The organism is Streptomyces sp. NPDC054834 (assembly GCF_053611185.1).
Map to the genome: position 1 here is coordinate 12,640 of NZ_JBSGZV010000067.1, position 24,782 is coordinate 37,421.

18 protein-coding genes are annotated in these 24,782 nt (G+C 73.1%); 13 read left to right on the plus strand and 5 right to left on the minus strand.

Features of this window, described 5'->3' with window-relative positions; genetic code table 11:
- Nucleotides 1-8: 8 nt before the first annotated feature.
- The gene (locus ACWGJM_RS44905; RefSeq protein ID WP_453417564.1) at nucleotides 9-1,154 is read left to right on the plus strand and encodes an XdhC family protein; all 1,146 of its coding nucleotides are present in this window, start codon (nucleotides 9-11) and stop codon (nucleotides 1,152-1,154) included.
- A 430-nt stretch (nucleotides 1,155-1,584) separates the two neighbouring features.
- Here the strand turns inward: ACWGJM_RS44905 and ACWGJM_RS44910 are convergent, their stop codons facing one another.
- Nucleotides 1,585-2,025: an SRPBCC family protein gene (locus ACWGJM_RS44910; RefSeq protein WP_453417565.1), complete on the minus strand. Its 441-nt coding sequence runs from the start codon at nucleotides 2,023-2,025 to the stop codon at nucleotides 1,585-1,587.
- An 84-nt stretch (nucleotides 2,026-2,109) separates the two neighbouring features.
- Complete coding sequence (locus ACWGJM_RS44915; RefSeq protein ID WP_453417580.1) at nucleotides 2,110-2,877, minus strand: polysaccharide deacetylase family protein; 768 nt, start codon at nucleotides 2,875-2,877, stop codon at nucleotides 2,110-2,112.
- 146 nt (nucleotides 2,878-3,023) lie between these two features.
- Here ACWGJM_RS44915 and ACWGJM_RS44920 point away from each other — a divergent pair, with 146 nt between their 5' ends.
- The 9 genes from ACWGJM_RS44920 (at nucleotide 3,024) to ACWGJM_RS44960 (ending at nucleotide 14,605) form a co-directional block, all read left to right on the plus strand.
- Nucleotides 3,024-3,665: a phosphoribosyltransferase gene (locus ACWGJM_RS44920; RefSeq protein WP_453417566.1), complete on the plus strand. Its 642-nt coding sequence runs from the start codon at nucleotides 3,024-3,026 to the stop codon at nucleotides 3,663-3,665.
- 104 nt (nucleotides 3,666-3,769) lie between these two features.
- A complete protein-coding gene (locus ACWGJM_RS44925; RefSeq protein ID WP_453417567.1) occupies nucleotides 3,770-5,740 on the plus strand; it encodes a S1 family peptidase in 1,971 nt (656 codons plus the stop codon).
- Nucleotides 5,741-5,978: 238 nt separating this feature from the next.
- Complete coding sequence (locus ACWGJM_RS44930) at nucleotides 5,979-8,291, plus strand: tetratricopeptide repeat protein (RefSeq protein WP_453417568.1); 2,313 nt, start codon at nucleotides 5,979-5,981, stop codon at nucleotides 8,289-8,291.
- Nucleotides 8,292-8,301: 10 nt separating this feature from the next.
- The gene (locus ACWGJM_RS44935; protein WP_453417569.1) at nucleotides 8,302-9,861 is read left to right on the plus strand and encodes a VWA domain-containing protein; all 1,560 of its coding nucleotides are present in this window, start codon (nucleotides 8,302-8,304) and stop codon (nucleotides 9,859-9,861) included.
- Entirely contained in the window at nucleotides 9,858-10,859 is a 1,002-nt protein-coding gene (locus ACWGJM_RS44940) for a hypothetical protein (protein WP_453417570.1), read from the plus strand. Before ACWGJM_RS44935 ends, ACWGJM_RS44940 begins: the two co-directional genes overlap by 4 nt.
- Nucleotides 10,856-12,160, plus strand: coding sequence for an ABC transporter substrate-binding protein (locus ACWGJM_RS44945; protein ID WP_453417571.1), 1,305 nt, complete (start codon nucleotides 10,856-10,858; stop codon nucleotides 12,158-12,160). The genes ACWGJM_RS44940 and ACWGJM_RS44945 overlap by 4 nt, the downstream gene beginning before the upstream one ends.
- 286 nt (nucleotides 12,161-12,446) lie before the next feature.
- Nucleotides 12,447-12,626, plus strand: a complete 180-nt coding sequence (locus ACWGJM_RS44950; protein ID WP_453417572.1) for a hypothetical protein — start codon at nucleotides 12,447-12,449, stop codon at nucleotides 12,624-12,626.
- Nucleotides 12,627-13,088: 462 nt separating this feature from the next.
- Nucleotides 13,089-13,466, plus strand: a complete 378-nt coding sequence (locus tag ACWGJM_RS44955) for a hypothetical protein (protein WP_453417573.1) — start codon at nucleotides 13,089-13,091, stop codon at nucleotides 13,464-13,466.
- Nucleotides 13,463-14,605, plus strand: coding sequence for a winged helix DNA-binding domain-containing protein (locus ACWGJM_RS44960; protein ID WP_453417574.1), 1,143 nt, complete (start codon nucleotides 13,463-13,465; stop codon nucleotides 14,603-14,605). The genes ACWGJM_RS44955 and ACWGJM_RS44960 overlap by 4 nt, the downstream gene beginning before the upstream one ends.
- A 122-nt stretch (nucleotides 14,606-14,727) precedes the next feature.
- On the opposite strand, the gene ACWGJM_RS44965 is transcribed toward ACWGJM_RS44960, so the two are convergent.
- The 3 genes from ACWGJM_RS44965 to ACWGJM_RS44975 all read right to left on the minus strand — a co-directional run bounded on the left by ACWGJM_RS44965 (nucleotide 14,728) and on the right by ACWGJM_RS44975 (nucleotide 19,863).
- Nucleotides 14,728-15,519, minus strand: a complete 792-nt coding sequence (locus ACWGJM_RS44965; RefSeq protein ID WP_453417575.1) for a S1 family peptidase — start codon at nucleotides 15,517-15,519, stop codon at nucleotides 14,728-14,730.
- Between the two features lie 203 nt (nucleotides 15,520-15,722).
- The gene (locus tag ACWGJM_RS44970; protein WP_453417576.1) at nucleotides 15,723-18,539 is read right to left on the minus strand and encodes an AAA family ATPase; all 2,817 of its coding nucleotides are present in this window, start codon (nucleotides 18,537-18,539) and stop codon (nucleotides 15,723-15,725) included.
- Between the two features lie 493 nt (nucleotides 18,540-19,032).
- Nucleotides 19,033-19,863: a response regulator transcription factor gene (locus tag ACWGJM_RS44975; protein WP_453417577.1), complete on the minus strand. Its 831-nt coding sequence runs from the start codon at nucleotides 19,861-19,863 to the stop codon at nucleotides 19,033-19,035.
- 124 nt (nucleotides 19,864-19,987) lie between these two features.
- Between ACWGJM_RS44975 and ACWGJM_RS44980 the strand changes: the two genes are divergently transcribed.
- The 3 genes from ACWGJM_RS44980 to ACWGJM_RS44990 all read left to right on the plus strand — a co-directional run.
- A complete protein-coding gene (locus ACWGJM_RS44980) occupies nucleotides 19,988-21,661 on the plus strand; it encodes an AMP-binding protein (RefSeq protein ID WP_453417578.1) in 1,674 nt (557 codons plus the stop codon).
- A 5-nt stretch (nucleotides 21,662-21,666) separates the two neighbouring features.
- Nucleotides 21,667-23,268, plus strand: a complete 1,602-nt coding sequence (locus tag ACWGJM_RS44985) for an AMP-binding protein (protein WP_453417581.1) — start codon at nucleotides 21,667-21,669, stop codon at nucleotides 23,266-23,268.
- Between the two features lie 375 nt (nucleotides 23,269-23,643).
- Nucleotides 23,644-24,782 (plus strand): Ig-like domain repeat protein (locus ACWGJM_RS44990; RefSeq protein WP_453417579.1); only part of this gene is annotated, 1,139 nt, incomplete at its 3' end.

Sequence of the window (24,782 nt, forward strand, 5' to 3'; positions counted from 1 at the left end):
ACCGAGAGATGCTGGACATCGCCGAGGAGCTGAACCGGTGGGTCGAGCAGGGCCGTGACTTCGCCGTCGCCACCGTGGTGGCCGTCGGCGGCAGCGCCCCGCGCCGTCCCGGCGCCGCCCTCGCGGTGGACGCCGAGGGAACGGCGATCGGCTCGGTCTCCGGCGGCTGCGTGGAGGGCGCGGTGTACGAGTTGTGCCGGCAGGCCCTCGAGGACGGCGAAACCGTCCTGGAGCGCTTCGGGTACAGCGACGAGGACGCCTTCGCCGTCGGCCTGACCTGCGGCGGCGTCATCGACATCCTCGTCACGCCGGTACGGGCGGGCGATCCCGTCCGTCCGGTGGCCGCCGCCGCGCTCGCCGCCGCCGCGCGTGGGGAGGCTGCGGCGGTGGCGCGGATCGTCTCCGGACCGGCCGAACTGCTGGGCCGGGCGCTGCTGGTGCGCGCCGGCGGCTCGTCCGAGGGCGGCTTCGGCGGACACCCGGGGCTGGACCGCACGGTGGCCGCCGAGACGGCGGCCTTCCTGGACGCGGGCCGCACCGGCACCCTGGAGATCGGCGAACAGGGCTCCCGCTGCGGGGCTCCGCTGACGGTGCTGGTCGAGTCGTCGGTCCCGCCGCCCCGGATGATCGTCTTCGGCGCGATCGACTTCGCCTCGGCGCTGGTCCGCGTCGGCAAGTTCCTGAACCACCACGTGACCGTGTGCGACGCCCGTCCCGTCTTCGCGACGCAGGCCCGCTTCCCCGAGGCCGACGAGATCGTCGTCGACTGGCCCCACCGGTACCTGGAGCGGACGTCCGTGGACGCCCGGACGGTCCTGTGCGTGCTGACCCACGACGCCAAGTTCGACGTACCGCTGCTGAAGCTGGCGCTGCGTCTGCCGGTCGCTTACGTCGGCGCGATGGGCTCCCGCCGCACCCACCTCGACCGCAACGAACGCCTGCGCGAAGTAGGCGTCACCGAGCTGGAACTGGCCCGCCTGCGTTCGCCGATCGGCCTCGACCTCGGCGCCCGTACCCCCGAGGAGACCGCCCTGTCCATCGCCGCGGAGATCGTCGCCGACCGGCGCGGCGGCAGCGGCGTCTCCCTCACCGGCGCGCACACCCCGATCCACCACGACCCGGCCCCGCCGGGACGCATCGGGTCGGTGGCCTGAGGGCCACCGCGGGCCGGCCGACGGCGGGCGTACGGTGCCCGAGGCCGGCCGGCGCCTGCCCGGGCGGGTGAGACCGGAGAAAACCGGCGGCACCTGACCGGCGCCGGTACCGACTACGACACCGCGGCTGGGCGTGCCCGGTCCCACGCCTCCCGCACGAGCCACCGGACAGGCCTTGGCGCCGCCGCCGCATACCGGCCCAGCCCGTACCCCACGCCCACGCCGCAGGCCGACGACCGTCCGGGCCGCCCATCCGGCCTGGCCCCCGAGTCCCGCGACCCTCCCCGCCCGGCGGCGGCACGGCCCCGGCCGGCGGTCGCGTCCGGTGGGCGTCGGCCCGGCGGGAGCCGCGCCCGGCGGGAGTCGGCCCGGCGGTGAAGCGGTCGTCCCGGCGCCGCGGGTCGGACGACCGTCCGGGCGGGAGCGGCCGTCAGGGGCTGCGCAGCAGGGTGTTGACGGCCCGTCCGAACACCGTCCGGGCCGTCGCGGCCAGGGGGCGGTCGAAGGCGGAGGGCAGCCACCGCACCCGCAACTCCTCCCGCCACACCACGCGGGTACGGCCGCCCGGTCCCGGCCGTACCTCCAGTTCGGCCCAGCCGAGGACCACGCGGCCCCGCTTGACCAGGCGGCACAGTCCGGGCTCGCCGTCCTGCGGCGGGCGCCAGACGGTGACCTCCATGGGGTCGTCGAAGGCGAGCGGCCCGATCCCCGAACGGGCCACGACCAGCGTGCCCTGACGGGTCGGCGGGTCCGTGACCACGGTGATCCGGGTCAGCGGGACGGCGTCGGCATGCCGGGACCACTCCGTGAGCCGGCGCCACGACTCGTCGATGGGAAGCGGTGCCGTGCGTTCGAGGAGGAAGTTGACCACGGCACGATCGTAGGGAAGCGGGCCGGGGGAGGGGCACGGCGGCCGCCGGATCACGCGGACGGCGCAATCCCCGTGCGGACAGTCCTACGGCCGGTACACCTTCCCCGGTTCGGCCTTCCCGGGCGCGAGGAGCTGAGGCACGGTCACGAACACGTACCCGCGCTCCTTCAGCGCGTCGATGATGCCGGGCACGGCGGGCACGGTGCCCTTGTAGATGTCGTGCAGCAGGATGATCCCGTCCCGGGAGGCCTGCGCGAGGACGCGCTTGGTGATCAGCGCGGAGTCGGTGGTCGTGTAGTCCTTCGCGGTGACGCTCCACAGCACCTCCGCCAGGCCCTCCTCCTTGGCGATCTTGTGCACACCGGCGTCCGTACGGCCCTGCGGCGGACGCATCAGCGTCGGCCTGTGCCCGGTCAGCCGCTCTATCGCGTCGTCGGGCCGCTTCAGCTCCTCGCGTATCTGCGCGTCCGATATCCGGGTGAGGATCTTGTGGTCCCAGGTGTGGCTGGCGACCTCGTGGCCCTCGGCGGCCATCCGCTTCACCAGCTCCGGGTACTTCTCGATGTGCCGCTTGCCGAGCAGGAAGAAGGTCGCCGGGACCTTCTTCTCCTTCAGGATGTCCAGCAGCCGGGCCGAGTTCTCGCTGGGCCCGGCGTCGAAGGTGAGCGCGATGCACTTGGCCTCGCGGCAGTCGACGGTGCCGAAGCGGGCCGGGGCACCGGCCGCCGCCTGCGTGCGGGCGGCGCTGGGGCTGGTGGCGTCCACGTCCGCGCAGCCGGTCAGCACCAGGGCCAGACAGGCGGCGGCCGCGGCCGTCGCGGTGAGACGGAACCGCTGCGCCCGTCTCTGCATCTTGTTGGTCGGGATGTTGTCGGTCGAAAGAGGCATGGGCGGACTATACACTCAGTGTATAGACCATGTGTTCGAGGGTCTCGCCCGGTGGGATTTCCGGTCACCATGGAAAGATGAGGACCGAGCCGCGCCGGAGAGGAAGACCCATGCGCTTCCAGGACCGCAGGCAGGCCGGACGGGAACTGGCCGTACGGCTGCGCACCATACAGGAGCAGGGCATGCTGTCCGACCCCGTCGTCCTGGCCCTGCCCCGCGGCGGCGTCGCGGTGGCCGAGGAGGTCGCGCGGGAACTGGACGCCCCCCTCGACGTGCTCGTCGTACGCAAGATCGGCGCACCCTCCCAGGAGGAGTTCGGCGTCGGCGCGATCGCCGGGGACGATCCCCCGCTCCTCGACGAGGACACCGTGCGCGGGCTGGGCCTGAGCGAGGAGGAACTCGCCCCCGTGGTGGCCCGCGAACGCGCCGAACTCCACCGCCGCGAGCAGCGCTACCGGCAGGGCCGGCCCCCGCCCGACCTCGCGGGACACACCGTGATCGTCGTCGACGACGGACTGGCCACCGGCTCCACCGCACGCGCCGCCCTGCGCCACGTACGCCGCAGGGGACCCGCCCGGGTCGTCCTGGCCGTACCCGTCGGCGCCCCCGGCTCGCTCGACCAACTGCGCGGAGAGGCCGACGACGTGGTCTGCCTGCTCCGGCCGGCCTCCTTCGCCGCCGTCGGCCAGTGGTACGAGGACTTCGGGCAACTCACCGACGCCGAGGTGCTCGGCGCCCTGCACGCGCACTGACCGCGCCCCCCTTCCCCGCTCCGTCGTCCGTCGTCACCCCCGCCTGCCGCGACTCCGTGCACATCAGTGGTACCGGAGTGTCATCGCGAGTAACCTCACCAGACATGGCAGGCACGGGGGAGCAAGCCGTCGAACTGGACTTACGCACACCGCGGTGGATCGCCCGCATCCACCACGCGGAGGGACACGTTGTGGGCGCCGGGGTGCTGGTGAGCCCCGACCGGGTGCTCACCTGCGCCCATGTCGTCCAACCGGACCGGACCTACGTCGTGCGTTTCGTCGGCGCGGCCGCCGGCACCGTCCCGTCCGTGGCCGCCACCGTCCGTGAGTGGGATGAGCAGGGTGAGCGGGAGTGGATCCCGGAGCAGGCGGACGACTTCGGCGACCGCGCCGGGGACCTCGCCCTGCTGCGCCTCGCCGAACCCAGGCCCGCCGAGGACGCCACCCGGCTGTTCCGCCTCGCCACGTCACGGCCGGGCGTCCGCATGTACGGCTTCCCGGTGGGCGACGACGGCGGCCGGTGGCACGGCGGCACCGTGGTCGGCGGCCGGGGTCGGGACGGCCAGGTCCAACTCCGTCCCGACACTCCCGGGGAACTGGCCAGCCCCGGATTCAGCGGCGGCGGCGTCGTCGACCTCGCGACCGGGCGGGTCATCGGCATCGTGCTCAGCGTGGACGAGGGACGCCCCTCCCTCTTCACGTACATGAGCCCCGCCGAGACGATCCTGCGCCACCTCCCGAAGGTCGCCCGATGGACGTCCGGCCGGTCCGCCGTCGACCCCGAGCTGGGCCCGAAGCAGGGCCCCGGCGAACTCGACGTGGAGTTCGCCACCGAACTGGCGGGCTGGTTCCGCGGCGAGGGCTGGCCGGTACTGGTCACCGTCGTCCCGGCCCGCGGCCGCCGGGCCTGGACCCTGGGCCGGGCCATCACGCTGGCCGACCGTGAACTGCGCACGCGGCGCAACACCAGCCGGTTCTCCATCGACCCGCCCGACACCGTCCCCCCGGCCGGCAGCCACGACCTCGCTCTCGGTGTCCAGGGTTTGACGGTCACCGAGGTCGCCGAGCGGATCGCCGAACGGCTCGGGGTGCCCATCGACTCCTTGGCCGGGCTGCCGCAGCAGTTCGCCGAGGCGCACACGCCGCTCGCCGCCGTCCTGGTGGGCGTCGACGTGGCGGCCGATCCCGCCCCGCTGCTCGGCATGCTGGAGCGGCTCGCCCACCAGGGGGCACGCCTGCTGCTGGTGTTCCGCGGACGGGACGGGCTGGCGGCACCGGCCGAGGAGACCCTGGTACGGCGGCCGTTGGCGGACCGCTGGAACAGGATGCGCGCCGAGCTCGACCGGATCGTCGACCGGCTCGGCCCCGCCCTGCACGAGCGCCTCAACCGCGTGGTGCCGAAGCCCGGCACCGGCGACCGGATCGACCGGGCCGAGGACAGCCTCCGGCGCACCGTCGTCCTGCGCGAACAGGTGGCCGCCCGCCCGGTCCCCGAACCGCGTCACGCCGAGGACCTGTTCGTCTACGAAGCGGCGGCCCGGCGCCGCAGACAGCGCCTGGAGCAGGCCGTGGGCGCCCTCGACGCCCGCATACTGCGCCACGACGAACTGCGCGGCCGGGTCGCCGGGATATGGGCGCTGTGGCGGCAGAGATCCGGGCAACCGGACATCGCACGGGACCTGGAGGCGTACCGGCTCTACGAAACCGCCTCCCGCCTGCTGCGCCGCAGGCCCTGCGACATCGAGGAGGCCGAGGACGCGGTCGAGCGGTTCGTCGCGTTCGTGTCCGGGCCGCCGGGCGAGGGCGGAGTGCCGTTCGACGGCGGGGGCGGCGGTGACCCGGGTGACGGGGGAGCCGGGGAAGACGACCCGCACGAGCCCGGCGATCCGGCGGCTGTAGGCGGCACGGACGCTCCTGACTCCGGCTCCGGCCGGGAGGCGCGCGAGGGCGGCAGCCGTGCCGACGGTGGGGCAGGGGTGTCCCCGGCAGCCCACGGTGCCAAGGGTCTGCGGGGCCTGCGCGGTGTCGGCGGTCTTCGTCGCTTCGGTGGTGCGCGCGGGGAGGGGGCCTCATGACGCCGTGCGATCGGCCCGGTTGTGCGGGCCGTGTCATGGCCACCGGCTACTGCGACACCTGCGGCCACCGGGCCGCGGCCTTGGCCCCCGAACGGGACGCGGGCGACGGCGGTACGCGTCCCGGCGGTGAGGCGGGGACGGGACTGTCCCGGGCCGCCCGCGGTGTCAAGGGTCTGCGGGGCCTGCGTGGTGTCGGCGGTCTTCGTCGCTTCGGTGGTGCGCGCGGGGAGGGGGCCTCATGACGCCGTGCGATCGGCCCGGTTGTGCGGGCCGTGTCATGGCCACCGGCTACTGCGACACCTGCGGCCACCGGGCCGCGGCGCCGGTCGCCGAGCGGGACCCCGGGCCACCGCCCGCCACGCCGGGGCCCCCGGCCCGCAGCCGTTCCGAACGCCCCGCCCCGGCTCCGGTGCACGCGGTCGCCGGCACCGGCGACCTGGACCAGCACGGCCTGGTCGTCCTGCCCGAGGTCCCGGTCCCGGACCTGGACGAGCTCCTCGAGGAGCAGGCCGAACCGCCCTCCGGGGGCCGCCGTTGCGGTTACAACGGCTGCACCATGACGGTCGGGGTCGGCTATGGCGGCCAGCCGCCCCGGGCCACCGGCCGCTGCCCGCGGTGCGGCACGCCGTACTCCTTCCTGCCCGAACTGAGCCCGGGCCACAAGGTCATGGACCATTACCAGATCCTCGGCTGCATCCCCGGCGGCGGCCTCTCCTGGGTCTACCTCGCCGCGGACACCAAGGCGCAGGGCATGCACGTCGTGCTCAAGGGCCTGATCAACGCCCATGACGCGCTGGCCCGCCGCAACGCCGTCGAGGAGCAGCGCTCGCTCACCGAGCTGCACCACCCCGACATCGTCCGCCTGATCACCTACGCCGAACACCAGCTCCCCGACCGGCCGCCCACCGGCTACCTGGTCATGGACTACATCGCCGGCCGGTCCCTGCAACGGCTCTTCGACTCCGACGACGTCACCCGCCTCTTCAAGGGCCGCCCCCGCCTCGACCACGTGCTGACCTACGGGTGCAAGATCCTCGGCGCCCTCCAGTACATGCACGAACGCGGGCTGCTGTACTGCGACATGAAGCCCTCGAACGTCATCCACTTCGGACGGGAGATCAAGGTCGTCGACCTCGGCGCGGTCCGGGCGATCGGCGACCGCGACTCCGCCTACGTGTACACGGACGTGTACGCGCCGCCCCAGGCGGAGATAGACCAGCGCGGCTGGCACGTCGACAGCGACCTCTACACGGTCGGCGTGACCCTGGAGGCACTGGCCCACGGCACCGAGCCCGCCCCCGGCCTCGCCCCCGACTCCTTCCGCCTGATCACCGAACGGGCCACCCACCGCGACCCGCGGGCCCGGTTCCACTCGGCGGCCGAGATGTCCCGCCAACTCTGGGAGGCCCTGCGGGAGTTCCGCTCCCTTCAGTTCGGCGAGCAGCTGCCCGAGAGCTCCACCCGGTTCTCGCCCACCGACGCCGCCCTCGACGCCGGGCTGGGCGCGATCCCCTCACTCGGCCACTGGACGAACCGCCCCGACGGCACCCCGCGGGAGCTCTCCTTCAGCGCCCCGCCCGCCGCCGAGGTGGCCGGCGCCCTGCCCCAGCCCGTCCCCGACCCCGACGACAGGGCTGCCCTGCTGCTGGGCACCTTCCCGCCGGACGCCCCGGACCGGGTCGCCGAGCAGTGGCGGCGCGAGTCCCGCCTCGGCACCGCCGAGACCGCGCTATGGCTGTGCCGCGCCTATCTGCGCGCCGGGCGGCAGGACGCGGCCGAGACCTGGCTCGCCGAGGCCGAGACCCAACTCGGCGAACAGGACGCCCGTTACGACTGGCGGATCGCCTGGCACCGCGGTGTCCTGCACCTCAGCGGCTCGGCCGTGGACGGCGCCGACCGGTGCTTCGACGCGGTGTTCCAGGCGCTGCCCGGCGAGTACGTGCCCAAGCTCGCCCTCGGCTACTGCGCGGAGCGGCACGCCGAGGCCTGGGCGGCCCGGGGCGACGAACTCCACCGGCAGGCCCAGACCACCCGGGCCATGACCTTCTACGAGGCCGTGTGGAAACGGGACTTCGCCCATACCGCCGCCGCCTTCGGACTGGCCCGCGGCCATCTGGCCTCCGGCGAACGGGACAAGGCCGTCGCGGTCCTCGACGACGTCCCCTCGACCTCCCGGCAGTACGAGACGGCCCGGATCGCCGCCGTGCGCGTCCGCACCGGCACCCTGCTGGGCCGGCCGCCGTCCGTGTCCGACCTCAGGGACGCGGCCCGGCGGCTGCCCCTGCTCCGCCTCGACGGCGGTGAGAGCGACGGCGCGTCCAGGGACCGGCTGGTCGCCGAGGTCCGGGAGAACGTCCTCGACCGCTGGCCGCGCCAGGGCTGGGGGCCCGAGTTCCCGGCCGGGACACTGCTCGGTTCCGGCACCAGGCAGGCGCTCGAGGAACTCCTCGAGCAGTCCTTCCGGCAGCTGGCCGGACAGGCGCACACCGCCGACGAACACGGCCGGCTGCTGGACCTGGCCAACACCGTCCGTCCGATGACCACATTCTGAAAGAGCGGCGATGAGCGTGAATTCAACGGGGAGTTCCGCGACGGGCGAGGCCGGTGCCGTCGAGGTGACGCTGAAGGTGGGCCAGAACAAGTACCTGTCCGCCGCGCCGGCGTCCGCCGGTCCGCCCGGCCGCGCGGAGATGCACGCCATCGTCGAGGTCGGGGTCAGCGACGGCGGCCACAGCCAAGCGTCCGGCCGGCGTGAGGGCACCGGCGCCGCCCTCGCCGAAGTACTGATCGTCGACACGTCGAAGTCGATGCTCCACCCCGAGACCAAACTCCACGCCGCCAAGGACGCCACGGTCGCCGCCATCCGGCTGCTCCCCGACGGCACCGCCTTCGCCGTACTGTCCGGACGCTTCGACGCAACCCTGGTCCATCCCGGCTCCGGCACAGAGGCGCTGGCCGTCGCAGACCCGCGCGAGCGCGAGAGCGCCGAATACGCCGTACGGATGCTCGACGCGGACGGCGGTACGGCCATCGGCCCCTGGCTCGACCTCGCCCGGCGGCTCCTCCACGGGCAGGACGCGCCCATCAAACACGTCCTGCTGCTCACCGACGGACGCAACGAGCACGACGACCGGACCGACAAACGGCTGGAGAAGGTGCTCCGCGCCTGCGACGGACAGTTCATCTGCGACGCCTGGGGCATCGGCGACGGCTGGGACGCCGAGGTCCTCCTGAGCGTCGCCGACCAGCTGCACGGGCACGCGGCCGCGGTCCGCGACGAGTCCGAACTGGCCGCCGCCTACGAGGAGTTGATGGACCGGCTGCTGGGCACCACGCTCCCCGAGGTGCGCATCCGGCTGGTCCCCACCCAGGGCACCGAGATCCGGGAGGTCAAACAGGTGGTGCCGAGCGAACAGACACTCCGGCCGGCCGGCTCCGAACCGGAGGCGCGCGGGACCGAGTACGTCACCCGGGGCTGGGCCGACGAGACCCGGCACTACCAGGTCGTCCTCGCCGCCGACCCCTCCGGCCGGGAACTCGGCGAGGACCTCCAGCTCGCCGCCGTGGAACTGCTCGTACCCGAGACCGGTTCCCCCGTACGGCTGCCCGCCCCGCAGCCCATCCTGGTCAACTGGACCGACAACCCGGACGACGTCTCCCGGCCACACCCCGGCGTGGCACGCCACCAGCTCTACCAGCAGTCCTACGAGGCGGTCGCGGAGGCCTACCGGGCCTGGCTGCGGGGCGCGGACGGCCGTGCGCGGGCGAGCGCGGAACTCGCCAGGGCCCTGTCGCTCGCGGACCGGCTCGGCGACACCCGGATGCGGGACGAGCTGCTGCGGGTCGCCGGCCGGGACGCCACGCCGCCGCACGAGGTCCACGTCCGCGACGGCCTCAAGCACGTCGACTGGCAGCACCTGATCCTCTCCAGCTCCGTGACCACCGCGGCCGAACCGGGGGAGGCGCCCGGGCACGCCCCCGCCGGCCCGGGTGCCTCCCACGGTTCGGCCGGTGACGGCGGCGGCGAGCTGGTCAAGTGCCCGCACTGCGAGTGGCTCGGCCCGTCCGGCTCCCGCTACTGCGGCGGCGACTGCGGCAGACCGCTCGGGGAGCCCGCATGAGGACGACGACACCGGTCCGCGACACGGTCGGGCACCCCGCACCGGCCGCCCTGTCCCGCCTCCTCGACCGGATCACCGGCCACGACGGCGGCAGGGACGGCAGCACCACGGCCCGCGAGCTGAGCCTGCGCCACCGGCTGCTGCTCGGGCTCAGCGCCGCGCTCACCCTCGCCCTGTTCGTCTCGTACGAGGGGGTGCACGGCGACGCGGACCCGCTGCGCACGTCGAGCGCGCCGGCCGTCGTGGCCATCGACACCGCCCAGTACGCGCTCAACACGGCCGATCGGGAGGCCCGCTCCGATCCCCCCTCCGTCAGCACGTTCCAGACACAGATCTCGGTCGCCGCGCAGCAGCTGGCCGCCGCTGCCGCCGACGAGGGCGGAGCGTCAGGCCAGCAGGCCCTGCGGACGGTCGCCGGACTGATCGCCGTCTACACCGGCATGGTCGAGAAGGCGCTGCGCGAGCAGGACACCCGCCGGCTGCGGGAGGCGTACCTCAGCTATGCCTCCAGCATCCTGCAAGGGAAGGACACAGGGATCCTGCCCCGGCTGAGCACACTGCAGAGGCAACAGCAGAACCTGGTGAACCGCCAGACCCGGTTCGGCTGGGCGTTGTGGCTCGGCTGGAGCGTCGTCCTGCTGCTCGTGCTCGCCCTGGCCGCCGCCCTGCTGGAGACCCAGGCCTTCCTGCGCCGGCGGTTCCGGCGACGCTACAGCAGGCCCCTGCTGGCGGCCGGGGCCCTGATGACCGGAGGGACCGTGATCCTGGCGCTGTTCACCCTGTGGACGCACGAGGGCATGGCGGACACGCACAAACGGCTGGCGAAGGCGCCCCGGCACACCGTCGACGTGGGACAGCAGGTCGCCGACCACCTGTCGAACACCGGCTTCCGCGCGGCGGCGGCGGTGTGGATCCTGGTAGGAGGGATCGTGCTCATGGCACTGGCCGACGCGGGCCTGCGACGCCACATCAACGACTACCGGTTCACGCCCCGGTGAGCGCGCCCGACGACGGCCGCGTCCCGGCCGCCCCCGCCCGCCGGCGCGGTCCCTCCCGCCACCTTCTGCGTACCGTCACCCTCGTGGCGAGCTGCCTGGCCCTGATCGCGGCCGCCGTGATCGTGGGCGTGCGGCACTTCGGGCGCGAGCCGACGGTCACCCTCCTGGCCAACTGGACGGAGGACGACGCGAAGAAGTTCGAGAACGCCGTACTCGTTCCCTTCGAGAAGCGGCACCACATCCACGTCGACTACGAGGGCAGCTCCGCCGAGAGCCAGGTGCTCAGCGCCGACGTGGAGGCGGGCACCCCGCCCGACGTGGTCGTGCTCACCGGGCCCGGCGAACTGGCCTCCTACTACCAGCAGGGCCGGCTCAAGCGCGTCGACGGGCTGATTCCCAAGGGCGGCTTCGGAACGTCCTGGATCCCTTCCTTCGACGGCGGTGTCTACTGGTTCCCGCTCAAGGCCGACCTCAAGAGCATCGTCTGGGCTCCCCGGAGCATGAGTGACGAGCAGCGTGCCGAGGCCGCCGGGCAGCCGCGTCAGTGGTGCCTGGGGATGGGATCCGGCGCGACCAGCGGCTGGCCGGGCACGGACTGGATCGAGGACATCCTGCTCCAGCGGTCCGGCTGGCGGACGTACCAGCGGTGGGCCCTCGGGCAGCTGTCCTGGAACTCCGAGGAGGTGAAGAAGGCCTGGACCACCTGGGGCGGGCTGGTCGGCGCCGGGGACGACGACGTCGTGCGCCGTGCCCTGGTGACCTCCTACCGGGATGCCTCCACGCTCGCCGCGACGAAACCGCCGAAGTGCAGCCTGGAACACCAGGCCTCCTTCGTCGGCACCGAGGACGCCTGGAAGGACGGGAAGGGCGAGTACACGCCGTCCTCCCCGCTTCTGACCGGCAAGGCGGAATCCCGCTCCTGGGAGGTCTCCGGCGACCTGGTCGCACTGCTGCACGAGACCCCGCAGACCAGGGAGCTGATCCGCTACCTGGCCTCCGCCGACGCGCAGAAGGCCTGGAGCGGCGTCGAGACAGGGTTCTCCGTCAACACCAAGGTGGACGTGAACAAGTACAAGGGGGCGCAGCGCCGCTCGCTCGCCACCACCCTGCTGGACCCGCAGGCCGTGCACTGCTTCGACGCCTCCGACGCCATGCCCCCCTCGGTGCGCGACGCCTTCGCCCAGGCCACCATCGACTTCCTGGCCCGACCGGACAGGCTGAACTCGCTCCTGCGCGACCTGGAAGCCCTCAGGAAGAAGAAGCACCTGACCTGGCTGTCGTCGGTCTGCGCCCGCGGCTGACGCGGAGCGTTCGCGGGGTCAGCCGCGGGTGATCGGTGCAGTCCATGATCGACTCAGGCGGGTCATCCGGCTGACGCTCCGTGCAGCCGAGCCTGCCGACGGGCGTACGAGCGCCGTCCGAACAGGCGCCACATGAGACGCGCTGGCAGCGGAGCCTCGGTGAGAACCGCTCGCCGCTCTTCGGGAGTCGCTACGGCCGGCAACGCGCTGAAGGCGCGCAGCAGATACTTCTTGGCATCTTCGCCAGGCTGACCTGCCCGAGCTCCTCCCATTCGGCGATGGTCAGATGCTGGGCGACCAAGGGCAGGACGGTGTTGTGGTGAACAAGCGGGCCACCTCTCGGCTGAAGGAGGCCGGACTGTTCGGATCGTCCTCCGCGCCGGCGACGGCTTCCGACTCGGCGAAGTACTCGACGGCCGCCGCGATCCGCCCTGATCCGTCGGGCGCGCGGACCGGGATCCGGTGAGAGTTGCGGACCAAAGATGTCCGCAAGCGGCACTAGCGTGCGGTCATGACAGACCGGAGCCCCCTCGCGCCGACGCCCGCACCAAGGAGCACCCATGCGGGAGTGCGGCCGTGCGGCTCCGGCGTGGGGATCGAGGCGTGGGGACTGAGATGGGGAGCGGTGACGTGGAAGATGGGAGCACGGGGGGTCGCGGCGGGCAGGGCGGTGGGGTGGCGGGTCGGAGTGCGGGGGGTCGTGGCGAGGAGGGCGGTGGGGTGGCGGGTCGGAGTGCGGGGGGTCGTGGCGAGGAGGGCGGTGGGGTGGTGAGTTCGCGCGCGGGCAGCCATCGGCGGGAGAGCCGTGGCGACGAAGAACGGGGGGAACGGATGCGCGGCGTGCGGAGCACGGACGGCGGCGGCCCGGGGAGCCCGAGCACACAGAGGGCCACCGCGATGAGCACGCGCCCGGCGAGCTCCGGCCTGGATGGCCCTCGCCCCGAAAGCGCTCGCCTGGATGGTCCTCGCCCCGAAAGCCCTCGCCTGGATGGCCCGCAGCGGGAAGGGCCCTGCCAGGAAGGCAGGCAGCGGGAAGGCCTCTGCCGGGAAGGCCCGCAGCCGGAAGGTTCTCGCCTGGAAGGCCCCTGCCAGGACGGCCCGCAGCCGGCAGACCCGCGCCAGGCAGGTCCCCACCCGGAAGGTCCCCACCCGGAAGGTCCCCACCCGGCAGGTCCCCACCCGGAAGGTCCCCACCCGGAAGGTCCCCACCCGGCAGGTCCCCACCCGGCAGGTCCCCACCCGGAAGGTCCCCACCCGGCAGGTCCCCACCCGGCAGGCCCCCACCCGGAACGCCCCCGCGCGATGAGCCCCCGTAAGCAGAGCCCCGGCATCAAGAGTCCCCGCGCCCGTGCGGCGAGCGTGCCCGTGCTCTCCCTCCGGGCCCTCAACCGGGCGACCCTCGACCGGCAGCTGCTGTTGCGCCGCTCAGCGATGTCGGCCGGGGTGGCCGTCGAGCATCTGGTCGGGCTTCAGGCGCAGAACGTGAAACCGCCGTACTACGCGCTCGCCGCCCGCCTCGACCGCTTCGTGCCGCAGGATCTCTCCCGGCTCATGGCCGACCGCGCGGCCGTCCGTATCGTCACGATGCGTTCGACCATCCACACCCACACGGCCGACGACTGCCTCACCCTGCGCCCGCTCGTCCAGCCCGCCAGGGACCGGGAACTGAACGCCTTCCGCACGGGGCTCACCGGCGTCGACCTCGACCGGCTCGCCGCGCTCGCCCGTGAGCTCGTGGAGGCCGAGCCCCGCACCATGGCGCAGTTGCGCCAGGCCCTGTCCGCGAAGTGGCCGGAGGCCGACCCGCAGGCCCTCGCGGTCGCCGCCCGCTGCCGGCTGCCGCTGGTCCAGGTCACCCCGCGCGGGCTCTGGGACCGCAGCGGCCAGGTCGCCCTGACCACCGCCGAGCGGTGGCTGGGCCGCCCCGCCGAGCCCGCCCCGGCAGCGGACGCCGTCGTGCTGCGCTACCTCGCCGCCTTCGGCCCGGCCTCCGTCAAGGACATGCAGACCTGGGCGGGCCTGACCCGGCTGCGCGCGGCCTTCGAACGCCTGCGCCCACAGCTCGTCACCTTCCAGGACGACAACGGCGTCGAACTGTTCGACCTGCCCGACGCGCCCCGCCCCGACCCGGACACCCCGGCCCCGCCCCGCTTCCTGCCCGAGTTCGACAACCTGCTGCTCTCCCACGCCGACCGCACCCGCGTCATACCCCCCGAGTACCGGGGCCGCAGTTGGCGGGGCAACCAGGCCCACCGCACGCTCCTCGTCGACGGCTTCCTGGCGGGTGTGTGGAAACCGGACGGTGAGGCGCTGGTCGTGGAGCCCTTCGGGCGGCTGACCCCGGCCCAGCGGGAGGAAGTACGCGAGGAGGGACGGCGGATGCTGGAGACGATGCACCCCGGGGCGTCGTACGACATCCGGTTCGGCACCGTCGTACGGAGCTGAGACCGGGCCCCGGGCCCCGGGAACGCGGGAGAACGTGGAAAGGGAGGCGCTGCGGGCCGCTCGTGGAGGCCCGCAACGCCCCCCTGGCATCTACCCGAGGGGTTCCTCGGGGGCTTCCCCGGTTACGAGTTGACCTGCGTGGTCACCAGGTCCGAGAAGGTGGTCAGCCGGGTGTACACACCCGGGTAACCGGCCTCCGCGCACCCCTCTCCCCAGGAAGTGATCCCTGCCAGGGCGCCCCCGATGAGCAGGGGACCGCCGCTGTCGCCCTGGCAGGTGTCTACGCCGCCGGAGGTGTATCCGGCGCAAACCATGTCGGTCTGGACGAAGTCCGAACCGTAGGAGCTCTTGCAGCTGGAGTCGGACACGATCGGCACGGTCGCGGTCCGCAGCTGGTTGGAGGAGCTGCCGTTCTCCGAGGTGGTGCCCCAGCCGAGGATGCGGGCCGTGGTGCCGGCCGCGTACACGCCGGTCTGCGAGGAGGAGACGTACGACGCAGGGGTGTACGACATCGACGTCGACAGGGTCAGCACGGCCACGTCGTCACCGTTGGTGGCGTCGGTGTAGTCCGGGTTGATCCAGATCTTGCTGACCTTGCTGACCGTGCCGTTCGTGCCGTTCAGGTAGGTCCGGCCGCCGACCACCCGGACGCTGCTGGTGGACTCGCCGACCATACAGTGGGCCGCGGTCACGACCTTCTTCGCCGCCACCAGGGTGCCGCCGCAGAACTGGTTACCGGAGGCGTCCGTGATCTGCATCATGAACGGGTACGCGGTCGTCGTGGTCGTCGTGCCGCCGACGATGGGCTGGGGAGCGGCCTGCGCGGCGGGAGCGCTGAACAGGGCGGTCGCGGCGGCGGCAGCGGTCGCCGCGACGACGGCGGCGGTTCTCTTTGCGCGGTTTGGCCCGAACATGAGTCTCCTCAGTGGGGTTGCCGGTGGGGGGACGCGCGGGTGTGGGGGTGAAGCATGGGGGTCGCGGGACCGACCCCCATATGCCCGGGCGAGCGGCATGGGTTCAAGCTAGGACCCGGAGCGGCCTCCTCCCAATGAGGGAACCCCCTAGTGGAGCGGGGCAGGGAAAACCCTCGGTCCGGCCCAGTAAACCTGGCGGGTTGTCACTTCGCGCGGCGGCCTGCCGCCAATCGGACGATGTCCACCCGCGAACGGATCCCCAGCTTGCGGTAGACCCGGGTCAGGGTCGCCTCGACCGTCTTGACGCTGATGAACAGACGGGCGGCGATCTCCCGGTTGGTGGCGCCCTCCATGACCAGCGCGGCCACCTGACGCTCCATCGCGGCCAGTCCCTCCAGCGCGTCCAGGGCGGCGGGCGCGGTGACCGCCGGCTCCGGGTCGGGCTCCGGTGCCGTGACGGCCGCCTCCACCTGACGCAGCCAGGGCAGCGCCCGGCAGCGGCGGAACAGCCGGTTCGCCTCGTCGTACGCCGTCGGTCCCGGGCGCCCGGTGCGCAGCTGGGCCAGCGCGAAGGCGGCGCGGGCCTCCTCCAGTCCGTAGCCGAGTTTGGCGAGCCGGTCCTGGGCCGACGTCAACTGGGCGACGGCCGGGTCCAGTTGCCCGCGGGCGGCGCGGACGAGGGCCTCGGTGCGGTCCAGGACCGCGAGCACACTCTCCCGGCCGAGCCGCAGCGCGTGCTCACGGGTGACGTCGATGACGTCCTGCGCCTCGTCCGGGGCGCCGATCCTGACGAGGGCCTCGGCGAGGTCGCCGTGCCAGCGGCCGCGCGCCGGGTCGGTGATGCCCAGGCCCTGCTCCAGTTCCCGTACACGGCGCAGCGAGCGCACCGCGCCCGCCGGGTCGCCGGCCACCAACTGGGCGTAGCCCAGCGCGCCCAGGGCCCGGGAGAGGTACATCTGGTCCCCGTCCTGCTCGGCGTGCTCGACCGCCTCCCGGGCCAGCGCGAGCGCCCGGTCCACGTCGCCGCCGGAGGCCTCCGCGAGGGAGGTGAGCATGCCGGAGGCCGTCTCGCCGATCCCGGAGTCCCGGGCCAGGGCGAGGCTCTCGCGGGCCAGCTCCAGCGCCCGGCCGCAGTGCCCGGAGCGCAGTTCGGTCTCGGCCAGCCCGCGCAGGAAGTGCACCTCGCTCTCCACCGAGCCGCGCCGCCGCACCTCGCGCAGCAGGGCGGTGACGGTCGTCCGCGCCTCGGCCAGCCGGTCGCCCATGACCAGCCAGCGGAACCGGGCGCTGCCCGCGCCGTTGTGATGGCACGCCACCCTCGGGTCCTGCGGCTCCTTCATCGCGCGCTTGATGGTGGCGGGGGCCGCCGGATGACCCATCAGGGTCTCGATCTGGGCCAGGAAGGCCAGTGCCAGGAGCTCGGTGCGCCGGTCGCCGCCGCGTTCGGCGAGCTCCGCCGTGTGCGCGGCGGCCTCGCGCGCCTCGGTGAAGTCGCCCTCCACGATCAGCGCCCGCCACGCCATCTGGTAGTGCACGAGGGCGAGCAGCCGGGGGTCGTCGCCGGCGTCGGCCAGGGCCTGCGGGAAGACGGCGTCGACCTCGGTCATGGTGTGGCCGGCCGTCTCGATCACGACCATCCAGGCCCGCACCCGCTCGGCGGGCACGGTCGCCCGGGTCAGCACCTCGCGGGCGATGTCCCGGGCGAGGTCGACCTCCCCGGCGGTGATGGCGTCCTCGGCGGCCTGGAGCCGGCGCTCGTCCGGGCCGGGCACGCTGCCGGCCGGGGTGTGCCGGGCGGCGAGCAGTCCGAGCTGCGCGGCCACGGACGGCGCCCCGCGGTCCCGGGCCAGCGCGGCGGCCTCGGCGAGCCGGGCGGCCGCCTCCGGGTCGGTGCCGGTGGTGGCCAGCGCGAGGTGGCGGGCCCGCTCTATCGGGTCGGGGGCGGCGGTGGACAGCGCGGCGTGCGCGGCCCGCCGTTCGTGGACGGGGGCCTCGGCGTACAGGGCGGCGGAGATCAGCGGGTGCGCGAACCGTACGGCGGGACCCTCCGGCTCGGTGGCCAGCAGCCCGAGTTCGGCGGCCTGCGCGCACTCGGCCTCGGCGTTCTCCCGGCCGGCCGCGTGCAGCAGCGCCGGGGTGGGGCGGGCGCCCGCGCTGGCCACCAGGAGGGTGCGGCGGGCCTCGACGGAGAGCATGTCCAGGCGGCTGAGTACCAGCGCGCGCAGCGAGGTGGGCACCGGCAGCGGCTCGCCGGGGCGCGGCGGGGTGGTGCTCTCGGCGAGGGCGCGGCCGAGCTCCAGCGCGAAGAGCGGGTTGCCGCCGCTCGTGCGGTGGATCTCGCGGACCGTGGAGCGCGTCAGGCCGGTGTGGCCGCGGTGGTCGAGCAGGGCGGAGACCTGGGTGCGGGTCAGGGGGCCGAGCCGGACGGCGAGGGTGTCGGGCGGGGACGCGCGTAGATGACGGTCGTACTCCTGGCCCTCGGTGCGCACCGCGCACAGCAGTTGGACCGGGGTGTCACCCAGGCGGCGGGCGGCGAAGCCGAGGAGTTCGGCGCTGGCCGGGTCCAGCCACTGGAGGTCGTCGGCGACGAGGAGGACGGTGCCCTCGGCGGCCAGCGCGCGCAGTGCGGAGAGCACGGCGAGGCGCAGCGCGAGCCCGTCGCGCTGGAGGCTGGACTCGCCGCGGCCGGTGAGGGCCGACTCCAGGGCGGTGGCCTGGGCGGAGGGCAGCCGGGCGGACACCCGGTCGAGGACCAGGCCGAGGAGGTCGGCGAGCGCGAGGAAGGGGAGGTGCGATTCGGACTCGGTGGCCGAGCAGCGCAACACGGTGTGGGCGGCACCGGCGTATTCCGCTGCCAATGCCCGCAGTACGGTCGATTTCCCTATTCCGGCGGGGCCGTGGAGCAGGACGCTGCCGCCACGGGTGAGCTGCTCGTGGGCGGCCGTGAACATCTCCTCCCGGCCGATGACCAGGTCGGGGCGGCATCTCGCAGGCTCCTGGATGTCCCGTCGCACGGTCACCGCTCCCTTCCTGTGTCGTGTCCGGGCCAAATTCTAGGCAATGAAGCCCGAAATTCGGACGGATGCCGTGGTGAGGGAAATAACAGGGATCAGGCATAAGCAAATTCAGAGGGCGGTCGCATGAATGGAAAACGTTCCTGAGGGTCGGGGCCGGCCCGGCGGACCAGGCCGCGGGAGACGGCTGGTGCCGCATCGCCGCTGGTGAGCGCCTGTCCGTCGCCGGCGACGCGACCCGGCTAGGGCCGGTGTTGCGAAAGTCCCTCCCTCGGCCTTCGGCCGGGAGGTGCCCCCAGCCCGGCGACACCCGGCACGCACGCTCGCCGCACCGGGCACAGACCCAAGTACGTCCAGTACGAGCGCCTGCGCCCGGCACTCCCCCAGCCTTCGGCCGGGGGGACCCCCAGAGCACGCACCGACTGCGACACCAGGCCGCTCCGCGCCGGGCGCCGGGCCCGCCCTCCGGGCGGACGACGGGACTCTCGCAGCAGGCCCTCTAGGGCAACAGGCCCGCGCGGCGCGCCGTGGAGACCGCCTCCCCCCGTGTGCGCGCGCCCAGTTTCCGCATGGCCGAGCGCAGGTACCCCTTGACCGTCTCCGGGCGCAGACCCAGCCGCTGGGCCACCGCCGCGTTGGTCGCGCCGTCCGCCACGCAGGCCAGGACGTCCAGTTCACGAGGGGCCAGGCCCGGGCCTTCGGCCGGGCTCGGGCCGGTCAGCAGGCCGCAGGCCGCCAGCAGCTCGGCCCGCAGCTCCGGGTCGGCGATCCGCGGGGCCAGCGCGCGCAGCGCGGCGTGCGCCTCGCGCACCCGTTCCCGGCCCGCGGCCACCGCACCCGGGGCGGGCTCCGGCCGGACCGCGGTCAGCAGGCCCCGCGCCTGCTCCCGGACCACCAGCGCCTGTTCCACGTCCCGCGCCGCCGCCACCGCCGCGCTCAGCGTGCGGTCGCCCAGCGGCTGGGCCGAGCGCAGCGCACCGTACAGCACGCCCCGCACCCGCCGCCGTACCACCACCGGCACGGCCAGCACCGAGCGCAGGCCCTCCGCGGCCACCGGGATGTCGTACTCGTGGCTGATCTGCCGGGAGGCGGAGTAGTCCGTCACCGCGCACGGCCGGGCCAGCGCCACCGCCTTGCCGCCGAGCCCGTTGCCGGAGGTCACCGCGAGCGAGCGCAGCGCCACGGTGGCGGTGCCGCTCAGTTCGCTGATCCGCATCTGCGGCCGGCCGGCCTCGACCAGACCGCCGAAGGCGACCGGGAGCCCGGTCGTGCGTCGCAGCCGGGCCAGCGCACTGCGTATCTCCACCACCCCGGCGGCGTCTGCTGTCACCTCTTCGCCCCTTCATCGCGGCTTCGTGCTGCCCACACCCCCGTTCGGGGGTAGTGAGATTTGCATCACGGATTACACGATGCCAGAGAGCCGCCCGGCAATGGTCCGGCAACTAGGAGGACAGATGACGACGGCGACGGAGCTCTTCCGCAGCGCGCGGGACTTCCTGCTGGAACACCGCGAGGACTACGCCACGGCGTACGAGGGCTTCGACTGGCCGCGCCCCGAGCACTTCAACTGGGCGCTGGACTGGTTCGACGTCATCGCGGACGGCAACGACCGCACCGCCCTGCACATCGTCGAGGAGGACGGCACCGAGACCCGGCTGTCCTTCGCGGAGCTCGCCGAGCGCTCCAACCGGGTCGCGAACCGGCTGCGGGAACGCGGCGTCGAGGCCGAGGACCGGGTGCTGGTCATGCTCGGCAACCAGGCCGAGCTGTGGGAGACGGCGCTGGCCGCGATGAAGCTGCGCGCGGTCGTCATCCCCGCCACCCCGCTGCTCGGCCCCGCCGATCTGCGCGACCGCGTCGAACGGGGCCGGGTCAGGCACGTGATCGTGCGCGCGGAGGACACCGCCAAGTTCGCCGAGGTGCCCGGCGCCTACACCCGGATCGCCGTCGGCGGTCTGCCGGAGGAGGGCTGGGAGCCGTACGAGGACGCGTACACCGCACCCGCCGAGTTCCTCCCCGACGGCCCCACCCTGGCCGACGACCCGCTGATGCTCTACTTCACCTCGGGCACCACCGCCCGTCCCAAGCTGGTCGAGCACACCCACACCTCGTACCCGATCGGGCACCTGGCCACCATGTACTGGATCGGGCTCAGGCCCGGCGACGTGCACCTGAACATCTCCTCGCCCGGCTGGGCCAAGCACGCCTGGTCCAATCTCTTCGCCCCGTGGAACGCGGAGGCGACCGTCTTCATCCACAACTACACCCGCTTCGACCCGGCCCGGCTGATGGCCGAGATGGACCGGGCCGGGGTGACCACGTTCTGCGCCCCGCCGACCGTGTGGCGCATGCTCATCCAGGCCGACCTGAGCGGGCTCGCCACCCCGCCCCGCGAGGCCCTCGCCGCCGGTGAGCCCCTCAACCCCGAGGTCATCGAGCAGGTGCGGCGGGCCTGGGGCGTCACCATCAGGGACGGGTTCGGTCAGACGGAGACCGCCGTGCAGGTCTCCAACAGCCCCGGACAGCCCCTGAAGACCGGCTCCATGGGGCGGCCCAGCCCCGGCTACAAGGTCGAGCTGCTGGACCCGGTCTCCGGCGCCCCCGGCGCGTCCGAGGGCGAGATCGCGCTCGATCTGTCAGCCCGGCCGGTGGGCCTGATGGCCGGGTACCACGGTGAAGCGGACCGCACGGCGGAGGCGATGGCGGGCGGCTACTACCGCACGGGAGACGTCGCCGCACGGGACGAGGACGGATATCTGACGTACATCGGGCGCAGCGATGACGTCTTCAAGGCCTCGGACTACAAGATCAGCCCGTTCGAGCTGGAGAGCGCCCTGCTGGAGCACGAGGCCGTGGCCGAGGCGGCCGTCGTGCCCGCGCCGGACGAGCTGCGCCTGGCCGTGCCCAAGGCGTACGTCCTCCTCGCCGAGGGCTGGCAGCCCGGCCCCGACACCGCCAAGGTGCTCTTCGAGCACTCCCGCGAGGTCCTCGCCCCCTACAAGCGCATCCGCCGACTGGAGTTCGGCGAGCTGCCCAAGACCGTCTCCGGCAAGATCCGCCGGATCGAGCTGCGCGAGGCCACGGCGGCGGGCTCGGACCAGGAGTACCGCGAGGAGGACTTCCGGTGAGCGAACTGTCGTACACGCACGGGACCGGCGCCACCGCCCTGCTCGGCGACACCATCGGGGCCAACCTGGACCGGGCGGTCGCCGCCTGGCCGGACCGCGAGGCACTGGTGGACGTGCCGTCCGGGCGGCGCTGGACCTACACCGAATTCGCCGCCGACGTCGACCGGCTGGCGTACGCGCTGCTGGCGAGCGGGGTCGCGAAGGGCGACCGGGTGGGCATCTGGGCGGTCAACTGCGCCGAGTGGGTGCTGGTCCAGTACGCCACCGCCCGGATCGGCGCCGTCATGGTGAACATCAACCCCGCCTACCGCACCCACGAGGTGGAGTACGTCCTCAATCAGGCCGGGATCTCCCTGCTGTTCGCCTCCCTCAGCCACAAGGCGAGCGACTACCGGGCGATGGTCGAGGAAGTGCGGCGCAGCTGTCCGCGGTTGCGGGAGACCGTCTACATCGGCGACCCGAGCTGGGACGCGCTGCTCGGGCGCGGCACGCCGGACCGGCGCGCGGAACTACTCGCGCGTGCCGCCGAGTTGTCCTGCGACGATCCCATCAACATCCAGTACACCTCGGGGACGACGGGCTTCCCCAAGGGGGCCACCCTCTCCCACCACAACATCCTCAACAACGGCTACTTCGTGGGGGAGGCGATCGCCTACGACGAGCAGGACCGGGTCTGCATCCCCGTGCCCTTCTACCACTGCTTCGGCATGGTGATGGGCAACCTCGCGGCCACCTCGCACGGCGCCTGCATGGTCGTCCCGGCGCCGTCCTTCGACCCGAGGACCACGCTGGAGGCGGTCCAGCGGGAGCGCTGCACCTCGCTGTACGGCGTGCCCACGATGTTCATCGCGGAGCTGAACCTCCCCGACTTCGCCACGTACGACCTGTCGTCGCTGCGCACCGGCATCATGGCGGGCTCGCCGTGCCCGGTGGAGGTGATGAAACGGGTGGTGGCCGAGATGCACATGGCGGAGGTCTCCATCTGCTACGGCATGACCGAGACCTCCCCGGTGTCGCTCCAGACGCGGATCGACGACGACCTGGAGCACCGCACCGGCACGGTCGGCCGGGTGCTGCCGCACCTGGAGGTGAAGATCGTCGATCCGGTGAGCGGCGTGACGCAACCGCGCCGCACGGCGGGGGAGTTGTGCACCCGCGGCTACAGCGTGATGCTCGGCTACTGGAACGAGCCGGAGAAGACCGCCGAGGCGATCGACGCGGGGCGCTGGATGCACACCGGTGACCTGGCGGTGATGCGGGAGGACGGGTACGTCGAGATCGTCGGCCGCATCAAGGACATGATCATCCGGGGCGGGGAGAACATCTACCCCCGTGAGATCGAGGAGTTCCTCTACGGCCACCCGAAGATCGCCGACGTACAGGTGGTGGGCGTGCCGCACGAGCGGTACGGCGAGGAGGTGCTCGCCTGTGTGATCCCGCGCGATCCGGCCGACCCGCTGACACTGGACGAACTGCGGGCGTTCTGCGAGGGACAGTTGGCGCACTACAAGATCCCGAGCCGGCTTCAGATGCTCGACTCCTTCCCGATGACCGTGTCGGGGAAGGTACGGAAGGTCGAGTTGCGGCAGAATTACGCGGCGGACTGAGCATCGGCAGGCATGCCCGGCCTGCGGCGGCCGGGCCGGGTACCAACTGGCTTTGGGCAGCTCCTCGACCGGCGCATTCTCCTCACTCTGCGCGACCGCCGGGCGCACAGTGATCGTCGCGCGCCGGCGCTGTAGGCGGTCTCGCGCCGCTTACGCGGCCTGTGCGCTCGGCTGTTCGGGGGATTCGGGCGTCATGGTTCTGGCGTGGCCGAACCGGTCGGGCGCGTACTGGTGCCACCGACCGGGGCCGCCCATCTTCCAGTCGGGGAACGGCGATTCGTGATGCTCGGCATCCGTCATCGTCGGTCGCGGCCCCCGGTAAGGGGGACGTGGGGCAGGCTCCGACCACCCTGGACCCCCTTGGGAGGGCCATCCATGGCTGCCACAGTAACTTTAGTCTCCTCCTCGCCGAATCCTTCGGTCATCGGTCAATCGGTAACCCTGACCGCGACCGTCATCCCGATCGGGTTGGGAACTCCGACGGGGACGGTCACCTTCGTCGTCAGCGGCGGGCCGACCGTGACGGTGCCCGTCGTGGGCGGTACCGCCACGGCGACGGTCAACAACCTGTCCGCCGGAAACCACACGGTCACCGCCACCTACAGCGGTGACACCAACTTCACCCCGTCGACGGGCTCCACGACGCAGGCCGTCATCAAGGCCACCACCCAGACGACAGTGACCTCATCGCCGGATCCGTCGAACTTCGGGCAGACGGTGACGATCACGGCGACGGTGGCGCCGGTCGCGCCGGGGGCGGGCACGCCGACAGGCACTGTCACCTTCAACATCACCGGGGGGCCGACGCTGACGGCACCGCTGGTGGGGGGAACAGCGACGGTCAGCACGAACACCCTGAGCGTCGGCTCGCACACGATCATCGCGGTCTATGGCGGGGATGCCGGCTACTTGCCGTCGTCGGGCACGGACACGCACACGGTACAGGGCCTGGGAAGCACCACGACGACGGTGACTTCCTCGCCGGATCCGTCGGTGGTGGGACAGCCGGTGACGTTCACCGCGACGGTGGCGCCGGTCGCACCGGCGACCGGCACGCCCACGGGAACGGTCACCTTCAACTTCGGTGACGGATCGGCGCCGGTGACGGTGGCGCTGTCCGGTGGCACCGCGACGACCACGCACACCTACACGACCACGACGGGCAGTCCGTTCACGGTGACGGCCACCTACGGCGGGAACGCCAACTTCGCCGGCTCTTCGGGGACGGACACGCAGACGGTGAATCAGGCGTCGACGACCACGGTGGTGGTGTCTTCGCCGGATCCGTCGGTGGTGGGTCAGCCGGTGACGTTCACCGCGACGGTGGCCGCGGTGGCGCCGGGTGCGGGCACGCCGTCGGGGACGGTCACCTTCAACTTCGGTGACGGCAGCCCGTCCCAGGTGGTGAACCTGGTGGGCGGTACTGCGACGGTGACGCACGCCTACACGACGACGACGGGCAGTCCGTTCACGGTGACGGCCACCTACGGCGGGAACGCCAGCTTCGCCGGCTC